Genomic DNA, 17,537 nt, shown 5'->3' with positions numbered 1-17,537 from the left:
CGAGACGCAGAAACAAACGGCACTGCGATTAGGGCCGCGTTGATTTGAACAAAGGAGACTCCAGCGTGACCCCGTGAACCGTGGAAGGGGTATACATCACCGTAAAATCGCGACCTTCTACGGGGAGCCAATCGTAGGTCAGCATGGTCTGTACCAACTGATGAAGGTTCTTGCTCTTCTGAAAATCGGGCAAGAGGGCGTCGAAATCAACTAAGGCGATTGCGTCGTTCGGCGGATGCCAGTACCAGAAGTCTCTTATCAAAAGCAGGTAGTACACATGCGTGTATTCGTCGAGCGGTTTATTGAGCTTCCCACGCTGCTTCAAGAAGTTTGGGTACTTGCGAGTGTAGTCACGAATGAGTGCGAGTTGACGCAAGCCCTTAGCAACATCGGCTTCACGGTCGATGCGCTCCAACACTCGATTGGGCTTTCGGATCCACTTCAGTTCTGCGAGAACCACGGTCGATGATGCCTCATCTTCCAGCAGGATGTCGATCTCTGTTGATTTGTCCGGTAACTCAATAGAATCTTCGATGCGGTATCCCGGGTTCGCTGTTCGCAATGCGGTCTTCATCGCAGCATCCTTTTCGGTGTTTTGCGCTGAAAACAAAGCCGGGTAGAGATAAGAGAAGGTACGAAGAACATTCTCATCTACTGCGCTGGCGAGGGGAAACTGAGGCGCTACAGCGAGGGTGAACTGATCCAGTGGAACAAAGGGGTTAATACAGAGGCTTGCGTTCTTACTGAGAGGATCAAGCGTAAGGTCTGTGATGATCTGCTGGCATGTATCCAAAGATAAACCGGATATCTGTTGTAGCTCGGCTATCCAAGTCGCACGGCTCTTCACCATGACTAGCGATGAAACGGGTACGGGCTGCCCCGGCTGGTTCCAGGGATAGCAAACATATTCGTGAATGGCGCAAAGGATCAATAGCGCGACATAGAAGGATTTGAACTCCTTCAAGGTATACCCATTCAAAACGAAGGAGTCGGGATGGCGAAAATTGCTCTCCAGACGTTCCTGATATTCCGGGCGAAGAGCTTCAATGACTTCCGGGGTGGGTTTATAGGTGAACTTTCCAGCGCCACCTCTCGGGCGAATCCTTTGATGGAAGTCGTTCAAGAGACGGGTAACATGCGTTGGTGTGTTCTTTCGCTTCATATATGGAGCGTTGCCAGTTATTCCAAGAGGACGCTCCCCTTGCTGATAGGCGATGACCTGACGCTGACGCGGTGTGTCGTCAGGGATATGGAAGCGAACGCATTCGTCGGTAATCAGTTCGGCTTCTTCGTGGTTCTTGTGCCACATGGGAAATACATTGGCAAAATCGAGATAATGCTTGCTGATCAGCAAAGCGTGTTCGGCATCTTGTATCAACGTGCCGTTCCAGGTGTATGTTGTGCTCAATCTGGAGGGAGGCTTACCGTGTTTGGCAATGAAATTGAAGCCTGTGACACACTTGTCCAGCACGACGACTGCGACACGGTGAAGCGTTGTGTTCGCTCCGTATTGTTGTTGCCGATTCTCCAGTTCCAAAGCCATGCGGGTTAAGAGCGCCCATGTAGCCTGATTGCGCGGTCGGTGGAGCAAGCGTAGAAGTTTGTAGCAGCCATCTGCTACGTCTTCGATGTTCTGAATCTTCACGCGCTCGTCGACTGGGGCTGCATTATGGAGATATCGCATGGGGAGGCTCCGATTTCATCTTGCTATCCTCGCTTTAGGAACGCGAGTACTCCGCGGGAAAGATATTGGGGCGAGAGTCGTCACCCATCACGCGCGACATATCATCCTTCAAAGACAATCACGCCCCCGTCACCCCATACTCCCGTTGCTGCAGCAGGCTTAGAGGGGGCGTCCATACTTAGCCTCGAAGTCCTGGTTCGCGCGAATGTAACGTCGCTGCAGCTTTGCAAGCTCTTTTTGCTCTGATTGGGACAGAATGTAGGTTCCACGACCAGGAAGGTTCGCCTTGAAGGTATTCATTCGTGAACTTGCCTTGAAGAGTTCGTGAATAAGATCATCGTCAATCAATGCCATGCGACGGTTGTCCCGTAAACGCCATCCCTCAAAATCAAAGGTAGCGTCGGGATCTGCGACAAATAGGCGTTTCCGAAAGCCGTCCGGACATGGCGTGATATCCAGAAGAGAGTTTCCACTGCCTGCCTCATACACGGCGTGGTGTTCGGCTTCTATATAAACGCCTGGCCGCTCCCAGAGAGCCCAGCCGGTTTGCATGATCCCCCCAGACTCCACTGTCTTCCTGCGAACATTGATGAAGCAATCACCTGGGCTGCAGCCGTTCTCGGGGGTGATTCGAAGAACGAGAGGGGGCGTTGAAAGGTCAAGAACATCGCGGATGAAGGATAGAACATGGGCCTTTGAAGGATCTGGCAAAACGATATTCAACGCTATACCTCACTCTTTTTATCAACGGTGATCCCTTAGGAACTTTTCAAACTGCTCGTAGGAAGCCTTCGATTGACTTTTCTGAAGCCGACCAACAAGCGTGCTGTCGATCTTTGCGTGCATGAATTGCACCACCTCTTCGAAGCGTGAGATCGGAATATGTTCCCACGTGGCTTTGAAACGGTTTTTGATGCTGGCGTAAACGGCTGGAAACTTGAAATTTCGGTCGGTCTGCCTTTTGGCAAACTCCTGATACCTGTCGATGAGGTACTTCAAATAGGCTCTGTGGTTAGGACTGCCCCCGATAACGTCCTGAGATAAGAGTATTTTGGGACGTGCTTGACGGGGTGCTTTGATCGTAACCGTATGAGTTTGGATCGTACCTATTCGGAGGTCACCCTGAACCCGGATAGACTGCTCTCGTAACAACATCGCTTGTCGGCCCATATTCGTCGTGATCTCAGTATCTTCAGGGCCTTCGATCTCACGCTTAAGTGCGATAAGAATATGCACCGGGTAGGACTGAGGATCGTCATCGACGACTTTGTGATGACGTCCACACATCAGTATGAGATTTTCCACGGCGTTTCGTTGAGCATCTGTTTGACTCTGGTCATATCGTGGGCCGCCTCTGTTTAGGGCTTTGATGTGACAAATTTCTCCAGTGACACAATCATTGCCTTCCACAAGAGGGCATAGGCATCCTGGATAGGCGCATCTGTTACCCGACCTGGCAAATAGCACTTTTATCGTTTTTGCAGATGGCAGACTCAACGGCATGTCCGTTCATTTGGAATGCATAGTGATCGAGATGATGAATTCACTTGGCATTTCCCCGCTTCTGTGCAAGAGCTTCCCCATATGCAGTGAGCGGCCTCTTTTGTGATCCAGAATGCAGAACAATGGAGTCGATGTCTCCAGGCGGGATGTCAGACGACTTCCGGAAAATGAGAGATTTCTTGCGAATACCAAGTTCTACGATCCGTTCCATGGACCCATCAGAATTGAGTATCGCCGGAATCAGAAGGAATTCTCCCTTCTCCTCATATACCTCCTTGAATAGAGCCAGGTATGGTGAGCCCGGCTTCGGATTCATGCGGTTGAGTCGGGTCGTGGAGGTGAAGAAGGTTTTCTTGTCCGGCTCCAACCCTGCTTCTTTGTAACGCTCGAAGACGTTTTCGAAGTTCAATCCGACGTGGACGGTGTAACCAGCGTCTTCTCCAGGGATTTCGCCTTCGATGATTGCAATCCGAAGCTCTTCATGGGTATCCGCATCACCGTAGCGATTACGCCAATCGCGAAAGATTCGGAGAGCGGCGTCGCGGTTTGTAAATGCGAGCCCAAGAATTGGCAGTGACTCTGGCATCACCAGGAAGGCGGTGCCACGCCATTCGGCTTTGTTCCAAAGGGGGATATCTATCGGTGTGCGTAGAAACGAGCCGATATCTGTCTGTACTTCCTTCTTCGGCATGGCAGGACGCTCACCTAAAGGCGGCTTTGCTGCTGGCGGCAAACCAAGCAAACGGTTATAGAGACGCTGTTGGCCGGCATCCGTTTCGATGGAGAAATAGCTGGCACCTTGAAGAGGGATGGGAATGTAAGCCTTGTCGGAGTCCCGCATGAGAACGGGTATGAACTTTCGGTTTTCGGCGCCCTGGTTATAGAGGTGCTGGTAGATGATAGTGCCTTCCCACTTCACTCCATTGCCTTTGCCTTGCTCCTCTTCGCCCATCACTCGCGCCAAATATGTCTTTGTACAGATCACAATTACGAGGTCGCAGCTGGCAATTTTCCGATCCATCCATCGTGGCCATCCCTCAGGGGGCGAGACTTCATACTGATCTATCACGCAGTCGATGCCTTTCGAGCGCAGGCGGTCTGAAAGGGCAAGTACGTCTTGAACATGAGACTCGCTGTCCCAGCTATAGCTAATAAGCACTTCGCCGGGCTTCTTTGTTGCTGTATCCATTCGACCTGTAGACCTCATTTATCCGATTTGCTGCGCGGCCGCTCTCCTAGTCCGATTCCAGGAATCTCGGCTTCGATTTCTTAAGGCTTTACGGTAGTCCGTACCAAGTGGAACGTCCCCCGCCGTGCCTGAGTAGCAAGCCCTTATCAACCATCGAAGAGAATGTAGCTTTGAGTGTGTTTGGACTCGCACCGAACTCTCGGACCATGTCCCTGGTCGTGACACGTCCCTGATCACGTGCATAGTCGAGAATCTTGATAGCGAGGTCCGGTAGCGTGGAAAGAGAGATTTTCTCTCTTTCCACCTTTACTGCGAGGCGACGCTTTTGCTGTTGAAGTGCCCGCATGAAGAAGAGCAGCCATGGTTGCCAGTTGGGCGTGTCTGTTCGGATGGTGCTTTGCGTTTGCCGTAGGCTCAAATAATAGGCGTCCTTACTGTGCTCGACCACGCTCTCTAACGACGAATAAGGGACATAACTGTAGCCTGCCTGAAGCAAAAGCAACGTGGTCAGAACACGGCTCAAACGGCCATTTCCGTCCTGAAACGGATGAATTTCCAGGAACACCACAATGAACACAGCAACGACCAAGAGAGGATGAAGATAGCGCACTTCGCGCGCTTCATTCAGCCACGAGACGAGTTCGGTCATGCGGTGCGGCGTGTCGAATGGCGTGGCGGTCTCGAAGACGATGCCAATCATCTTGCCATCAGCATTGAAGGCTCCAACATCGTTACGCAGGGTCTTGTAGTTCCCACGATGCCGCTCGTCTTTCTGGCTGTACTGGAGAAGATCACGATGGAGCTGCTTGATGTGATTCTCAGTCAGAGGAATATCTGCCCACGCCCGGAAGACAGTCTCCATAACGTCTGCGTAGCCGGCGACCTCCTGCTCATCTCGAGTTCCAAATTGCCTGATCTCAAGGCTCCCGAGGAGGCGTTCTACCTCCCGATCTGTCAGCTTGCTACCTTCGATACGAGTGGATGATCCGATACTCTCCACGGTAGCTACTCGGCGCAGGGCATTCAGTCGCTCCGGCGCTATGCTGCCGAGAGCGCGCCAAGCTCCCTTGAACTCATCCACTTCCGAGAGAAGTGCAAGAAGCTCTTGCGTGACGAGAATGGTATCGGTGCTGACCATACCGGATAATATACCGGATTATACCGGAATCGCTGCCGTAAAAATTGCTAGTTTATACCGGATTGGGCACTGGATTCGGAATCCGTGGAGCAATGACGAAACTCACGAAGGCACTCCAAGCTCACCAAAATGATCGGACTGCCAAGAACGACAATGACTGAGCATCACGTTTTGGAATACCCAAAACTCATTCCGTTATTGGACACCGAAAGCTGAGCAATCTTAGCTTTGCGCCATGCTGACACCGAGTCAGCGGAGGTGCAAAGATGCTCAGAATCCGCCGCGCAATCCGGTTGGGAAAGACTCTCAACCGGTCGTTCAATCTCCCCGCCAAATGGCGGACAAACCCCTTCTCAAAGCAGTCCCTCCGCCACGTCCTTCACGTAATGGGGCCGACACTTGCCGCGCTCCTGTTTGCAGGAGTCGGAAGTGGTGTCGCTCATGCCCAGGGAACGATGGACTTCTCCGGGGCGCAAACCTTGATGGGAACTTTTAAGACTTTCTGTATTTATGCGGGTGCTGTCATCTGCTTCGGCGGCTTGATCTTCGCCGGAATCCGCATGATGTCAGGGAGATTTCAGGACGCTATTCCTGGACTCTTCGGCGCTCTTTTCGGTGCCGGAGTGCTCGGCTGGGGAGCGGGCTGGATAGGCAGCTTAACAGGTCAACAGATGTGAACAGGAGGCATCTGTGACAAGCCGTCGGGGAGAGCCGTTACCGATCAATCAAGCGCTGAATCGACCGAGAGCCAAGCTTGGTCTCGATCTTACAGCATGGATGGCGATCATATTCGTCTGCGTAACGGTTTTCCTCGTAGGGTTTCGCCTGCTGGCGATGCTGGCCTTTCCGACGCTCGCTGTAAGCGCATGGCTCATCGTTCGCAAACACCCAAAGATGTTCCAACTCTGGGGCCTGAGCCTCAACCAGAAGTCCTACTATGACCCACGCAAACACTGAGCAAATGAAACATACGCCGTGGTTCGCAAAGGCCGGAGCCGCGTGCTCGATTGTGCCAATCTCACGCTTCATCGGCCCGGCGGTCTTTGCGCTCAAGGGAGGCGGCTATGGATGCCTGTTCTCACTGACCGGCATCGACGAAGAGGGTTTGACCGATCAGGAACTAGATGCGCGGATGCGGTCCATTGAGGGAGCACTGCGTGGGCTGCCTGAAGGCTCCTGCTTGTACCAGTATGCCCGCGTTAGATCGGGCTTTGAGCTTCCCCGCCAATCGAAGTACGGCAACCCCGTCACCGAGGTATTCGTAGACGACCGCCTTACGTTCCTTGAGAAGACGGCGGCCTTCCGCCGCATCGACCTTCATTGGTGTCTCACGCTGGAGCCGTCGAAGGCCAAATCGTTTGAGCGCGAGCCACAGGAGAACACCGCTGACACGTCGCGCATGTTGGCTGAACTTCAGAAGACGGCAACCATCCTTGAATCCCATCTCGGCAGCGCGCTTGGATTGCGCCTTCTGCCGAAGAACGATGTCTTTCAGTTTTTCAGCTATCTCTTCAACCTTGAGGATTGGGCGAATGATGACCAGCTCCGCAGCGATACCGGCGTAGACCGTCAGATCGTGAAGAACCCGGTTGCGTGGCACAGCGACTACCTGCAAGTCGGCAAGCGCCACGTACAGATGTTCTCTCTGAAGACGACGCCGGAGGCATCGCGGCCTTGCCAGTTCTCCGGCTTGCTTACGCTCGATTGCAATAGCGTCTTGTGCTCGACATGGCGTGTGAAGTCCACCACGGCGGCCCGCAGTGAGATCGACGCGCAAGAAAAGTTCATCTCGTTCTTCAAGGTGGGTGTACTGACTCGCGTGATGAGCGGGAGGGATACGGCATCGCTCGAAACCGGGGCCCGTGCAAAGGCCGCCAACAGCAACGTCGATGACTTGAGCCAGGTCATCCGCGAGTTGGATAAGAAGGCGCAGGGCGAATATTCGCTCCGCTTGCTACTGGCTGCCAACAGCGCGGAGCAGTTACGCGATACCGTGCCTGCCGTGCATCGGATCTTCGTCGATGCTCGCGCTCAGGTGATGGAGGAGACTCTTGGCAATCTGTCCGCGTTCTACGCTATGTTTCCCGGGAATCACAAGTTCAACGTCTTTCCGCTGTGGCTTGCCGAGGACCACCACGCTCGTCTGTCCTCGGTGTTCGCTCCCCACATCGGACACCCGCATTCCGAGGACCTGGACTCGGAGTACCTAAATATCTTCGAGACCCGTACACGGACGCCGTTCTTTCAGGATGTGTATGTGGATGGCGTGCGCGTCATGCTCATCATCGGTCCAACCGGCACCGGGAAGTCGGTTCATGGGAACCAGATCATCGCGCTTGAGCAGAAATATGGCGGTTTTACCTACATTTTCGACATCGGCGGCAGCTACGAGAGCGTTGTCGAATTATACGGCGGACGGGTCGACCGCGTGGGAAAAGACGGACCGCGTGTCAACCCCTTTGCCCTGGAGCCGACCGAGAGCAACATCAAGTTCCTGTATTCCTTCGTGAAGCTCCTGCTCGCCAATGGCGGTGCGGAGTTGGAGCCGGAAGACGATGATGTGATCCACAAGGCCGTGCAGGATATGTACCTGCTCGATCTGGAGAACCGGCGTCTGTCGAATCTCTTCCTGCCCAAGAAGCTCGACCGCTATATGTCGAAATGGGTTGGCAAAGGCATCTATAACGCCGTCTTCGACAACGTAGAAGACAGCCTCTCGCTCTCCCGGCTGCAATGCTTCGACTTCCAGGGCGTGAATAACGAGCAGTATGCTGACCTGATCGAACCGTTGATGGTGTGGCTGCTCCGGCGTATCAACGATGTGCTCTACAACCCCGCCAATCTTGGCGTGCCCAAGCACATCCTCATCGAAGAGATCTTCTCTTCGATGAAGAACAAGCAATTGCTTGATGGTGCTCTGGCCTCGATCAAGACCGTTCGCAAAAATCTAGGCGGCGTGACGATGATTGGGCAGTCCGCCGACGACCTCGGGGCCAATGCTGACAGCATCGTGAACTCCTGCACGTCGTTCCTATTCCTCAAAGACGCGACATTCAATCGGAAGCGGTACGCCGAGTTGTTCAAGATGACCGAACAGCAGCTCGCTCTCTTCGAAAGCTTGCAGGACCGCGAGGGTTTGTACATGCGGCGTGACGGCCTCACCAAAGTCGTCACGCTCAATCTCGACAGCCGCAGCTATGCGACGTTCTCCACCAAACCCAAGGACCGGGTGCGCCGGTCGAAACTCATCGCCAAGTACGGACTCACCGAGGGCATCACGCGGTTCGCCCAGGGTGAGTCCGCTTAACCCGAAAGGACCAGAGCAATGAAACCACCGATCCCCGTCATCGTTACCGTTGGCCTTGCATTGACCGCAAGCATTGCGTCTGCGTCCGGCCCAGCGACACCCGAGCAGAAGCACCTTCAGCCGAATGCGCCGCGCACCATCACCGTGTCCGAGGCGGACACGCCGCCTGTGGTTCGTGCCGGTTTACTGCAATCGACGCTCATTCTGCTTCCAGATCAGGAGAAAGTTGCGAACGTCTTTGCTGGGGACACCGTGGATTGGGTGTTCGATGGCGGCCACGTCGCCAGCCGCTTCATCAGCATCAAGCCGAAAGTCGCGGGTGGTACGACGGACGTTCACATCGTCTCCGATCACGGCAACGAATACACCTTGCAGTTGCGGGAAGTCTCCGGTGAGGATGATCCCCACTTCGACTCTAAAATCTTTATCGCTCCCGGCGACAAAGCTGCAAAGGACAGACTGATTGAGATGCCCGTCTTCGTTCCGGCCGCCGAGCTGGACAAGGTGAAGCAGGAAGCGGTCGCCGCGCAGGCGGCCCAGGCCGCAACGCTGAAAGCGGAAAAGACGCAGGAAGAGGCGTATCGCAGCCAGTATCCCGGCTCATTGCACTTTGACTACACATGGGACAAGTCGAAGGGCAAAGAGCTTGGCTTGCAGGCGATATGGCGCGATGACAAATTCACCTATCTGCGCGGTCAATTTCAGGAGACGCCTGCTCTCTATGAGGTCAAAGATAAAAAGCCCTCGCTCATCAACTTTGATTTCTCGAATGGCCTCTATACCGTACCGAAGCACTTAGAGAACGGCTACCTCGCCATCGGTAAGCAGAAGGTCGAGTTTCACCGCACCGAGGAAGTGAGGTAGCCATGCCGGAACCAAATCAGAACGTCTCTGCAACCGTGCCTGAGCAGCCGGAGGCAAAGCCTCCAGTGCGGAAGAGTATGCCGGTGGTCATTGCCCTGGTCGTCATCATCGGGCTTATCGGCATCGCTAATCTGTCTAGCCTGTTGAGCGGCAGCAAGAAGAACGCTCCGGCCAGCGCTATGCCAATGCGTCCGGCAGCGCCGAACGCACGGCAGGTCAACAGCTTTGAGTCGCAGCAGCAGTTGCAGGCGCAGCGTGATGCCGAGGCGCGGCAGCACCAGCAGGAACTCAATACCGCGCTCCAGCAGCTCCAGCAAACGGAGGGTGCGCCGGGCCCGGAGGCCGCAGGCGCGCCGCCGATGACCGCTGCGCAGCGGTCGGCGATTTATGGCGATAATCCCAACGCCCCCGCGCACACGTCCGAGATGTCGCAGGCACAGGCCGAGGCCAAGCAGAAGCAGCTTGCCAAAGAAAAGCAGCAGCAGGACGCGATTAACAGCGACACCGTTGCGATTGACTTCGAGCGCATGACTGCCGCTACTGCCCCAGCCGGGATAACGGAGGCCGCGCGAGGGACGGCTGCTACCGCAGCCGGCAGCGCGGCACCGGCCAAACCTGCATCTGTCGAGGCAAAGGCAGACAGCAAGAGCAACGCGATGGCCGGGTACAACTTCGATACCTACGATGGCAGCCTGTATCGCATCTTCGAGGGAACGGTACTTGAGGGTGTCGTCACCAATCACATTGATGGCGGGTTTAGCGGCCCCATCATGGTCTCGCTCACGACCGACCTATACTCCCACGACCACCAGCAGCTTCTCTTGCCCCAAGGGACACGGTTGCTTGGTGATGTGCAGAGTGTCGGCAATGCACAACAGCGCAAGATGTTCGTCACCTTCCATCGTGCCATCTGCCCCGATGGGTTCTCTCTGGAGTTTGCCAAATTCATCGGCCTTGACCAGATCGGTACGACCGGCCTCGCAACAAAGGTGGATCACGGCTACCTGCAAGCCTTCGCCGCCGCTGCCGCTATCGGTGGTTTGGGCGGCCTAGCCCAGATCGGCAACAACGGCAGCGTTCTTGAGCCTTCCACTCAGATTCGGAATGGCATCTCCGAGCAATCCGCCACCGAAGGAGAGCAGGTCTTGAATCATTTCCTGAATCGGCTCCCCATCATCACGCTCAAGGAAGGTTCCCGCGCCCGCGTGTATATCTGCACTGACTTACTCATCCCTGCTTACGCAGAGCATCGCGTCGATCCAACGATGTAGGAAAGGAGCATTGCGATGAACGATCGTTACGAACATCTCCTTCGCAAGTCGCGTGATGCCAGACGTGGAGGACATGACGCGTGGGCCGTGCAGTCCACTGGCGAGAAGCTCGCCGTGGCGCTTGTCCTCAATCGTGCCGATTGGCTTGAAGAGATGCAATACACCATCCCCGAGGCCATCGAACGCAGCGGGCCGGAATGGGTGGCGATCATCCCGCAGGTAGCTCGGCAGCTTGCGGAGGAGGAGTAATGGCCATGCATACGACTGTGTTCCATCGGTTCACTCAGGTGTCTGGAATTATTGCCGCGATGCTGCTTGCTCTTCTGCTTATAGGAACAGATACAGGCCGGAATGCTCTCGCATGGGTGTACCTCCAGACCACCGATTCGATTTCACGCGCAACACATATCCACGAGTTTCCCCTGGACAGGTTGGACCCGACCTGCCCGCAGTGCATGTAGTTCAACCCAACCGTAGGAGGCTCTATGAAGATCACACTGACTAACCGCCGCAAGTGGCTCCTCGGGGCAGGCGCAGCGGTGCTACTCACCGCGACGCCCAGCTTCGCCCTGTTCGGCATCGGGGATATCGTCTTCGACCCGACCAGCTACGCCAGTCTCGTCTCCCAGCTCACCACGCTGGAATCGCAGTACAACATGCTTAAGAACAACATCACGCATTTCTCAGCCAAGCAGCAGTGGCAGACGACCCTACATGCTCTCGAAAACGTGAATGTCGCAAATATGTTTGGCGAAACGGCGGGTATGAGCATTGCGCTCAACACCAATTCGCCTTCTACATCAAGCACAGCATGGAAAGCGGCCACGGTCACGATGAATGGCAGTGCGTCGGCCTACCTTGCCAGTCAATCTCTCGGCAGCTCCCGCACATCGCAGCTCGCCATGATCGAGACTGCCGACTCTGTATCTCCCGACTGTCTGACGGCTGTGGGTCAGTACCGCGCCTCCAGAAGCCAAAACAGCACAGCCAACAGCTTATTGCTCTCGCAGCAGTTCGACGGCTCAAACAGTACCAACAGCGAAGTCCAGCAGCTCAATCTTCTGAACGCATCGGAGGCGCAAAGGTTGAGCGAGATGCAATCGCAAGGCACGCTCCATGCCTGCCTCGCTTCGCAGATGACGGTCGCCAATATGGAACGTCGCAACGCCCACGTTGAAGACCTCAACACCGCAGTGTTCGTGCAGCAACAGCGTTCCGCCAACGACACGAGCGCCGCCAACGAATCGAGTACCTGGCAGACCTACCTTCCTTAGTCCGAGACCCGATGCTGAAAGCGATCAACACGAAAATACTGCTTGCCATCCTCGCGGCGTTGACCGCGATAGGCGGCGCATTGACCTACCAGCGGCATGAGGCGGCGAAAGCCGCCGCTGCCGCCGCAAAAGCAGCGGCCATCCTTCAGCAACAGCAGAAGGAGGCCGAAGATCAGCGCCAGCGTGATGAGGCATTCCGGCAGCGTGTAGAGGCGGACAAGAAGAAGCACAGCTCCGCCGCTGCCCACGAAGGTAAGACATGGCAGAAGTACATCCCCTAAACCTCACCTGAGAGAGTGTGCGATATGGTTTCCCTGGCATTGTTGGCACAAGCATTACCGAGCGCAAGTTCCGGCGTCGATTGGCTGTATCAGTTCACCAATAATCTGACCAATCTCACCACGCAGAACGGTGGCGCGTTGACCCAGCTTGGACTTACGGAACTTAGCTGTATCGCACTCTTCACCCTCATCAGCATGGTCATCAACTGGAATACCACGAGCATGACTCTGCGCTTCCATGCTCAGCCGGTCCACGCAGGCGATCTAGTCAACTTCCTGCTCCGGCTCATCCTTTGCTGCCTGCTCGAAAGCTATTGGGTTAACCCGTTCCCCGGCGCGAGCTTTGGCATCAATCACTTCTTTTCCTACATCGCGCAGGCGATGGTCGCGGCGTTCGATCAGAACTCGCTCGACAGCCTTCTCCAGCTCTTCAAGACCGCTGGCGACAATACCGCAATGCCGTCTCTCATGGCTCCCGTTCAGATCCTTTGCTACTTCGTGGTGCAGGCTTTGTTAGGCATAGCGTCGGCCATCCTCTTCGTCATTAATTGCAGTGCCTTCATACTTTATGGAGTGACCGCACTGTTTGGTCCTATCTTTGTTCCGTTGCTGATGACAAAGACGTTTCGAGCAAAGTTCTTTCACTTCCTTGACGTGCTTATTAGCTTCGCCATGATTCGGGCTGTAGCAGCCGCATTCATCTTCGTTTGGGGTGGTTTTATGAACGCCTTTATCCAGCAGACGTTCAATGGAAATTACTCAATGGAGATGTGGCTTGCCAATCTCATTCCGTGCATCATGGTATTTGTCGCATTCATCGTGAACATGCTCTTTATTCCGAGCATGACTCAAGCAATCTTTGGTGGAGCGGCGGGAATGGCTGAAAGCATCACGAAGGTTGCTGGCACGGCTGCATCGCTAGGAATGTCAGGAGGAGGATAAGGCCCATGTTCGACTATGCACTAAAAGTCGCATTTGTTCGTCGCATATTGCGGTTGCGGATCGTCAGGTTGGCGATTGTCCTGATCCTTCTAGGTTCTGTAGTGGCCGGAGCTATCTACACCTATGTGATCTTCCAAGCGGTTGAGCAAAGGAGCCATTCCCATGTCCACACACACGGCAGTCCATGAGCAATACGTAACGCCAGAGCAGGCATTGCTCGCAGACCACATCGGCAATGAGGTCTATTCCTCTCATTATGCCGAGCGCAAAGCATACCGCCTCATTCTCGGTTGTGGGACGATTCTACTCTGCGGGTCGATGTGCCTTAACTGGTCCCTGGCGCATCGGCCCATTGTCAACCGCTACGTTCGCATCGACGAGATGGGCCGCGCCCAGGCGATCCAATACAGCGATCTCAATTACAGTCCGCGCGAGGGCGAAGTACGCACGTACCTCATGGACTGGGCCAACTATCGCTACACCATCAACCGCGACACCATTGGGAAGAAATACTCGCTCAATTACTACTTCATGGGGCAAGCGCTCGCCTCGCAGTTGATGCTCGAAGACAACCAGAACCACCTCGTTTCTCAAGTAGTGGCAGGCCAGATCGAGCAGAGCGATGTGAATGTCAAGAATGTCACCATCACGTCGATGTCCCAGGAGACTGTGCAAGGTGCCGCCATCGCCCGTGGCACGGCACTTATCGCCATCGACAGGCTCTACTCTCCCAGCCATTCGCGGGAACCGCGCACAGAGCATTGGCTCCTGAGTGTGACCTACTATCTGAATCCCAAACAGGTCAGCGATCAGGCGAAGATTTACCCACAATACGAGTTCATCAATCCGCTGGGACTGACCATCACCGAGTTCCATGAAAACCGTGTGTCCGTAGATCCGATCATAGTCGGAGCAGCAGGGACAACTTCTATGGCTGCGCCAACCTCGGCGGCGGGAGTGTCGCGGTGAGCTACGAACTGATCCTCCCGTTCTTTCCGCCAGAGTTGCGCGAGCTTCTGCTAGACCCGTCCATCTCAGACCTGATGATTAATGGCACTACGGGCGTCTACGCAGATCGTGGTGGCGTTGTGCAGCATATCCCGCTCACTGCGCCATACACGAATGAACGACTCCAGGCGGCGATAGAGCGTGTCGCTCGTATCCTCGGGCAAGACCTCACCACACAGAATCCCATTCTGAATACCCGCTTGCCGGACGGCTCGCGCGTTGCCGTTGTCGGCCCTCCATCTTCGATCAACGGGCCGACCCTCACTATCCGCAAATTCAACCGCTGGTATAGCTCCGATGAGCTGATTGCATCGGGCAGTATGCCGCCCCATGTTCGGGATACTGTCGTGCGTCTGATTGGAGACAGAAGGAACGGGATTATCAGCGGTGGAACCGGTAGTGGGAAGACAACTCTGATGAAGGCGTTCCTTGACCATATTCCGGAGTGCGAACGCTTGCTCATCATTGAGCAACCCGCCGAGCTGAAGGTATCTCATCCCAACGCAGTTCGTTGGGAGGCCGTCGAGGAGATTCCCGGCCAGGTTGCCATCACCCCGAGCGAGCTTCTGGCTGCTGCGCTTCGCCACAGGCCGGACAGAATCATCATGGGCGAGATTCGCAATGAGTGCGGGTATGACCTCCTGCAAGCGATGAATACAGGGCATGGCGGCACCCTCTCCACCATTCATGCGAAGTCGGCGCTTGACGCGTTGAACCGCCTCTCCAATCTGGCCCTGAGTGCCAGGCCCAATCTCAACCACGCATTCATGCGTTCAGAGACGGCAGAAGCCATCGACTTTGTTCTGTACTGCGAGCGCGATCATACGGGCCAACGCCGGGTGCGCGAGGTGATTGCCGTGAACGGCTACAGCCATGCCGAGCAGTGCTTCCTTACGGAAGACATCTATCGAGCTTCCACGACGGCAAGCGCGGCATAAGTCAAGGACGGAAACCCGAATCGGAGCCTACCGGCATGAAAGACCTTCTTGAGCATGATGTAGCGAATACGCCTCGCCTCTGGCATGTGCTCTTGAGCATGGCCGCTCCGAACTTCAAGACGAGCGAATCGGGACGCAAGACGCGCCTCTTTGTACGGAGGTCAGGCAGAGACGTGGTTTTGGTTTGCCGATGGATAGCGTCGTCAGGAAGCAGAGGGTGTGCGTGGTTCTGGAGTGTGTCTCCCAAGTTCCATTCCGTCCATGTTCGGTCACTGCTTCGGGGCCTATGCGACGCCCGGCGGCAGGCTCGCTCTTCTGCTTTGCTACGCACCCTCCGGGTTACGGTTTCCATCTTCGACGGACCCACCGTAAATGCAGAGCTTCGGCCTTGGGAGTCGCGCCCATTCGCTTGGCTTCGCCCGGTGTGACCCGAACAAAGTTCGGGAATTCAGAAACGGAGACACCACCATGTACCTCAATCGCGCAACCCTCATCGGCTACCTCGGCAACGACGCAGAGATTCGCAACGGCAAAAACGACCAGAAGTTCACCACGTTCTCGGTTGCCACCAAGACCTCCTACAAGGACAAAGAGAGCGGCGCGTACGTCTCGCATACCGAATGGCATCGCTGCATCGTCTTCGGTAAGTTTGGTGAATTCGCGGCCACGCTCAAGAAGGGCGCACACGTCCAGGTTGAGGGTGAGATTCGCCACACCGAGTACACGCCCAAGAAGGCGAAGAAGCCGGTACGCACCGATAGCGTCCGGGTGACTTCCATCCTCAAGCTCGATCGCGCGGAGAAGGCCGCCGCAGACGAGCAGGAGTTCGATGAGATGCCCATAGAGGAAGAGGCCGAATAGGCCCCTTCCTTCGCATGGTGAAGCCCGGCACATCACCGGGCTTCTCTTACTGCTTAGGCCCGCATGATCGTACTCGCAAAGAGGTTCCGCTATGAGTCAAATCGCCGCCAGCTTCCTCAGACGTTGCTTTGCCCCTGAAGAGACGATAGCCGTCCTGTTGCGGGGAGAGAATGGCGCTGCTCCGATGCAACGAGTCGTGCGCTTGGAGCAGGCTTTAGAAACACGGTACATGGCGTGGCTCTCCTACGAGAACCAGCATGGCCGCAACAACGTCTATGTCGCTGCCAATCCGCTTCTCCCCGGCAGCCGCAGACGCACGAAGGAAAGCATCGCTTCCGTCCGGCATCTGTATATAGACATCGACACGGATGGAGATGCCCGACTCGCTGCGCTCCTGGCATCGGAGCTGGTGCCGCCGCCGACTTCGATTCTGTCTACGTCGCAGGGCAAGTATCAGGTGCTTTGGCGCGTGGAAGGCTTCGACTTTGCCTGTCAAGAGCAGATGCTCAAGCTGCTCGCCATCGCCTTCGGCGGAGATCCTGCTTGCACCGACTGCAACCGTGTCCTTCGCGTCCCCGGATTCCTCAATCGGAAGTACGATCCGGCGTACAGAGTCACGGCCGAATATCCCGACGATTCCATCTGGACTCCCGATGACTTCGGGCTGGACGCGGTCGCGGTCGATGCCATGTTCTTCGACCACGTCATTCCGCCCCAGGGGCAGACGGGAAAGCATAGCCATTCCGAGAACGATTGGGCATGGGTCTCCCATGAGCTTGCTCACGGCAAAGATGCCACGAAGCTGACGAGGGAGCTGGCTTCGCGCCGCTCCGACAAGCCCAATCCTCTTTACTACGCGCAGCGCACTGTCGATGTCGCTTCGGCTCGCCTCTGGCTCATCGAAGGAATCGCCATTGATGACGTAATCACGATGCTTGAGTCCCGCCGCCGTGCCGAGCTTTCCGCGGTACTTTACTCCACTCGTGCGCGGGAGATTGCAGCGACCGGCTCAGCGCATGATTGCCCATCGAAAGACCGCCTGATTTCAACCCAAAGGAGAATGCAATGCCGCTACTTGAAGTCACCCAAACTCGCCACCTCAGCGCTTCCATCCGTCTCACGGATACGACTGCTTTGCAGACCGATCAATATGCCGCTTTCATCCATGCTTCTGCGGATGATGTCGTGGAGCAGGCGCTCACGTATGTCTTCGCTAAAGACCGCGACTTTCAGGAGTATCTGAAGTCGCCGGAAGCACAACGGATTACGCCGACGCT

Annotated in this window: 18 protein-coding genes; 13 read left to right on the top strand and 5 right to left on the bottom strand. The window is 55.5% G+C overall.

What is annotated here, in order from left to right:
* Window positions 1–28 precede the first annotated feature (28 nt).
* From AC5S27_RS11345 to AC5S27_RS11325, 5 genes are all read right to left on the bottom strand, one after another.
* Window positions 29–1,645: a hypothetical protein gene (locus AC5S27_RS11345; RefSeq protein ID WP_493934672.1), complete on the bottom strand. Its 1,617-nt coding sequence runs from the start codon at window positions 1,643–1,645 to the stop codon at window positions 29–31.
* Window positions 1,646–1,843: 198 nt separating this feature from the next.
* A complete protein-coding gene (locus tag AC5S27_RS11340; RefSeq protein ID WP_493934671.1) occupies window positions 1,844–2,407 on the bottom strand; it encodes a hypothetical protein in 564 nt (187 codons plus the stop codon).
* A gap of 21 nt (window positions 2,408–2,428) precedes the next feature.
* Window positions 2,429–2,989: a hypothetical protein gene (locus AC5S27_RS11335; RefSeq protein ID WP_493934670.1), complete on the bottom strand. Its 561-nt coding sequence runs from the start codon at window positions 2,987–2,989 to the stop codon at window positions 2,429–2,431.
* A 238-nt stretch (window positions 2,990–3,227) separates the two neighbouring features.
* Window positions 3,228–4,376, bottom strand: coding sequence for a toll/interleukin-1 receptor domain-containing protein (locus AC5S27_RS11330; protein ID WP_493934669.1), 1,149 nt, complete (start codon window positions 4,374–4,376; stop codon window positions 3,228–3,230).
* Window positions 4,377–4,464: 88 nt separating this feature from the next.
* A complete protein-coding gene (locus AC5S27_RS11325; protein ID WP_493934668.1) occupies window positions 4,465–5,514 on the bottom strand; it encodes a Fic family protein in 1,050 nt (349 codons plus the stop codon).
* Window positions 5,515–5,900: 386 nt separating this feature from the next.
* Here AC5S27_RS11325 and AC5S27_RS11320 point away from each other — a divergent pair, with 386 nt between their 5' ends.
* The 13 genes from AC5S27_RS11320 to AC5S27_RS11260 all read left to right on the top strand — a co-directional run bounded on the left by AC5S27_RS11320 (window position 5,901) and on the right by AC5S27_RS11260 (window position 17,503).
* The gene (locus AC5S27_RS11320) at window positions 5,901–6,191 is read left to right on the top strand and encodes a hypothetical protein (protein ID WP_493937303.1); all 291 of its coding nucleotides are present in this window, start codon (window positions 5,901–5,903) and stop codon (window positions 6,189–6,191) included.
* Between the two features lie 13 nt (window positions 6,192–6,204).
* Window positions 6,205–6,471 (top strand): VirB3 family type IV secretion system protein, encoded by a 267-nt coding sequence (locus tag AC5S27_RS11315; RefSeq protein WP_493934667.1) that lies wholly within the window; start codon window positions 6,205–6,207, stop codon window positions 6,469–6,471.
* Window positions 6,452–8,821 (top strand): VirB4 family type IV secretion system protein, encoded by a 2,370-nt coding sequence (locus tag AC5S27_RS11310; RefSeq protein WP_493934666.1) that lies wholly within the window; start codon window positions 6,452–6,454, stop codon window positions 8,819–8,821. The genes AC5S27_RS11315 and AC5S27_RS11310 overlap by 20 nt, the downstream gene beginning before the upstream one ends.
* Window positions 8,822–8,839: 18 nt before the next feature.
* Complete coding sequence (locus AC5S27_RS11305; protein WP_493934665.1) at window positions 8,840–9,685, top strand: TrbG/VirB9 family P-type conjugative transfer protein; 846 nt, start codon at window positions 8,840–8,842, stop codon at window positions 9,683–9,685.
* 2 nt (window positions 9,686–9,687) lie between these two features.
* The gene (locus tag AC5S27_RS11300; RefSeq protein ID WP_493934664.1) at window positions 9,688–10,956 is read left to right on the top strand and encodes a TrbI/VirB10 family protein; all 1,269 of its coding nucleotides are present in this window, start codon (window positions 9,688–9,690) and stop codon (window positions 10,954–10,956) included.
* Window positions 10,957–10,971: 15 nt separating this feature from the next.
* Window positions 10,972–11,205, top strand: coding sequence for a hypothetical protein (locus AC5S27_RS11295; RefSeq protein WP_493934663.1), 234 nt, complete (start codon window positions 10,972–10,974; stop codon window positions 11,203–11,205).
* A gap of 236 nt (window positions 11,206–11,441) precedes the next feature.
* Complete coding sequence (locus AC5S27_RS11290) at window positions 11,442–12,230, top strand: hypothetical protein (RefSeq protein ID WP_493934662.1); 789 nt, start codon at window positions 11,442–11,444, stop codon at window positions 12,228–12,230.
* A gap of 11 nt (window positions 12,231–12,241) precedes the next feature.
* Entirely contained in the window at window positions 12,242–12,511 is a 270-nt protein-coding gene (locus AC5S27_RS11285) for a hypothetical protein (protein ID WP_493934661.1), read from the top strand.
* Window positions 12,512–12,535: 24 nt separating this feature from the next.
* On the top strand, window positions 12,536–13,453 hold the full coding sequence (locus tag AC5S27_RS11280) for a hypothetical protein (RefSeq protein WP_213803162.1): 918 nt from the start codon (window positions 12,536–12,538) through the stop codon (window positions 13,451–13,453).
* Between the two features lie 162 nt (window positions 13,454–13,615).
* Complete coding sequence (locus AC5S27_RS11275) at window positions 13,616–14,422, top strand: VirB8/TrbF family protein (protein ID WP_493934660.1); 807 nt, start codon at window positions 13,616–13,618, stop codon at window positions 14,420–14,422.
* Complete coding sequence (locus AC5S27_RS11270; protein WP_493934659.1) at window positions 14,419–15,399, top strand: TadA family conjugal transfer-associated ATPase; 981 nt, start codon at window positions 14,419–14,421, stop codon at window positions 15,397–15,399. Before AC5S27_RS11275 ends, AC5S27_RS11270 begins: the two co-directional genes overlap by 4 nt.
* A gap of 468 nt (window positions 15,400–15,867) precedes the next feature.
* A complete protein-coding gene (locus tag AC5S27_RS11265; RefSeq protein ID WP_493934658.1) occupies window positions 15,868–16,260 on the top strand; it encodes a single-stranded DNA-binding protein in 393 nt (130 codons plus the stop codon).
* 91 nt (window positions 16,261–16,351) lie between these two features.
* Window positions 16,352–17,503, top strand: a complete 1,152-nt coding sequence (locus AC5S27_RS11260) for a RepB family DNA primase (RefSeq protein ID WP_493934657.1) — start codon at window positions 16,352–16,354, stop codon at window positions 17,501–17,503.
* Window positions 17,504–17,537: the final 34 nt, after the last annotated feature.

The organism is Acidicapsa borealis (genome assembly GCF_059115245.1).
The sequence above is the reverse complement of the archived record's forward strand: the minus strand, read 5'-3'. Positions and strand labels throughout refer to the sequence as shown.

Coding starts and splice junctions, on each gene's coding strand:
- AC5S27_RS11330 (WP_493934669.1), bottom strand. CDS start 4,376: ATGGATACAGCAACAAAGAAGCCCGGCGAAGTGCTTATTAGCTATAGC.
- AC5S27_RS11325 (WP_493934668.1), bottom strand. CDS start 5,514: ATGGTCAGCACCGATACCATTCTCGTCACGCAAGAGCTTCTTGCACTT.
- AC5S27_RS11320 (WP_493937303.1), top strand. CDS start 5,901: ATGGGGCCGACACTTGCCGCGCTCCTGTTTGCAGGAGTCGGAAGTGGT.
- AC5S27_RS11310 (WP_493934666.1), top strand. CDS start 6,452: ATGACCCACGCAAACACTGAGCAAATGAAACATACGCCGTGGTTCGCA.
- AC5S27_RS11305 (WP_493934665.1), top strand. CDS start 8,840: ATGAAACCACCGATCCCCGTCATCGTTACCGTTGGCCTTGCATTGACC.
- AC5S27_RS11300 (WP_493934664.1), top strand. CDS start 9,688: ATGCCGGAACCAAATCAGAACGTCTCTGCAACCGTGCCTGAGCAGCCG.
- AC5S27_RS11295 (WP_493934663.1), top strand. CDS start 10,972: ATGAACGATCGTTACGAACATCTCCTTCGCAAGTCGCGTGATGCCAGA.
- AC5S27_RS11290 (WP_493934662.1), top strand. CDS start 11,442: ATGAAGATCACACTGACTAACCGCCGCAAGTGGCTCCTCGGGGCAGGC.
- AC5S27_RS11285 (WP_493934661.1), top strand. CDS start 12,242: ATGCTGAAAGCGATCAACACGAAAATACTGCTTGCCATCCTCGCGGCG.
- AC5S27_RS11280 (WP_213803162.1), top strand. CDS start 12,536: ATGGTTTCCCTGGCATTGTTGGCACAAGCATTACCGAGCGCAAGTTCC.
- AC5S27_RS11275 (WP_493934660.1), top strand. CDS start 13,616: ATGTCCACACACACGGCAGTCCATGAGCAATACGTAACGCCAGAGCAG.
- AC5S27_RS11265 (WP_493934658.1), top strand. CDS start 15,868: ATGTACCTCAATCGCGCAACCCTCATCGGCTACCTCGGCAACGACGCA.
- AC5S27_RS11260 (WP_493934657.1), top strand. CDS start 16,352: ATGAGTCAAATCGCCGCCAGCTTCCTCAGACGTTGCTTTGCCCCTGAA.